The organism is Streptomyces sp. NPDC048479 (assembly GCF_040651435.1).
Lineage (GTDB): Bacteria > Actinomycetota > Actinomycetes > Streptomycetales > Streptomycetaceae > Streptomyces.
The window spans coordinates 1-1668 of record NZ_JBEZKA010000116.1 but is presented as its reverse complement, the minus strand read 5'-3'; the positions used below and the strand labels follow the sequence as shown (position 1 = coordinate 1668).

Annotated in this window: 2 protein-coding genes; both read left to right on the top strand. The window is 66.1% G+C overall.

The genetic code is table 11. The features are described 5' to 3' along the window. The first annotated feature begins 108 nt into the window (after positions 1-108). Positions 109-537 (top strand): subtilase-type protease inhibitor, encoded by a 429-nt coding sequence (locus AB0D12_RS41270; protein WP_362695234.1) that lies wholly within the window; start codon positions 109-111, stop codon positions 535-537. A 784-nt stretch (positions 538-1321) separates the two neighbouring features. Next, a partial coding sequence (locus AB0D12_RS41265; protein WP_362695231.1) for a protease inhibitor I9 family protein occupies positions 1322-1668 on the top strand: 347 nt, incomplete at its 3' end.

Sequence of the window (1668 nt, the reverse complement as noted above, 5' to 3'; positions counted from 1 at the left end):
GGTCAATTGTCCCCGTCGCCGATGTCCGAAGTGAGGGTCATCGATGTGAGGTTCTCGGGCGCCTGAGCAACGCTGCAGGTTCCGTAGTCGAGAAGTAAGGAGACTCCGATGCGTCGATCAGCAGCCAAGATCGCCTGCATAGCGGGGACAGTTGCCGGCCTCGTCGCTCTGACGGCCGGCCCTGCCGCGGCGAGTGAGCCCCACAGCCTGTACTCGCCGTCCGCAATGGTGCTGACGGTCGGTCAGGGCGAGAGCGCGGCGACAGCGACCGTCGAACGGGCCGTCACCCTCACCTGCACGCCGACCGCCGGCGGAACCCACCCGGATGCCGAGGCCGCTTGTGGGGACCTGGAACGCGCCCACGGCCAGCCCGCGCTCACGCTGAACGACGACTCGGGGCGCGTCTGCCCGAAGATCTACGCTCCCGTCACCGTCACAGCTGACGGCGTGTGGGAGGGCAGCCGAGTCTCGTACGAGCGGACGTTCGGCAACAGCTGTGTGGCACGGTCCCGGGCCACGCATCTGTTCGACTTCTGACACCCGGCGGCGGCAACAACTCCAGCACGCGAGGACGGTGGTCCGGCCGAACGGCCCGACCACCGTCCTCATGCTCACCCGGTGCCTCGGCGGCGTGGAACGCGGGGAGGCACCATGACCGCACGACGGGTAGGCAGCCTGCCTGCGGGGGCGTTCGCGTGCGACCGGAAGTCGTAACAGGCGACGAACGCGCGTCGAGAAGGTCAGTGGGTCTGCGTGCCCGGCAGGGCGGGGCTGGTCGAAGGGCGAGGCGACGGTCGTGGGCGTGCCCGGCTGCGGGACGGCTGGGCATGCCTTTGCACCGAGGATCTCGGTCCTCCCCGTGCGCAGGCGACGTTTCCCTCGCTCGGTGACGGCTCGTGGAACGATCGATCTATCGATTTGAACAAGTGGCGTAACTCGAATCCCGGATCGATTCAGCCGATTCCCCGCGCCGTCGAAAAGAGAGCTTCTGCGCCCTCTTGCGCGACTCCGAGCGCCGCAGCCCACGAGACGTGGATCTCCCAGGAGCAAAGAGCGCGAGTGTTCCCGAACCGTCGCGTTCGACACCCGAGGGAGGGCAGGGTTCACATCTCCTCACATGAAGTTTCTTGTAAGTGAAGGAATCACAACCGTGGCTGACGTGGACTTGACCTGGCCGATTCCTGCTTCGGAACTGCAGCTGGCCAAGCTGCGAGTGCATGAAATGCATGCCATGAGCACATCAATGAGTCACCTTTGGAAGCCGGAGACCTTCCGGCCGAGGGTCCGATCCCCCACAGAACCGACGAGGAGGCCCCTCTTCATGGCAACTCACAGGCGCAGCAAGCGTGGTACGAAGCTCACGGCGGCCATTACCGCCGTTGCAGCTGCAGCGGGCGTCACGCTGCTCAACACGTCGTTCGCCGGAGCCGCCGCTCCGGCCGAGGGAAAGATCTACGGCGCGAACGCCAAGGGCGCCGTCGCCGGCAGCTACATCGTGATGCTGGACAAGAAGGCCGACAAGCAGGACCTGGCCAAGGAGTACGGCGGCGAGCTGCAGCGCAACTACAGCTCAGCCATCAACGGCTTCTCCGCCAGCGGCCTCACGGAGACCGAGGCCAAGCGCCTCGCCGCCGACCCGTCCGTCGCCAAGGTCGTCCAGAACAAGAA

Coding starts and splice junctions, on each gene's coding strand:
- AB0D12_RS41270 (WP_362695234.1), top strand. CDS start 109: ATGCGTCGATCAGCAGCCAAGATCGCCTGCATAGCGGGGACAGTTGCC.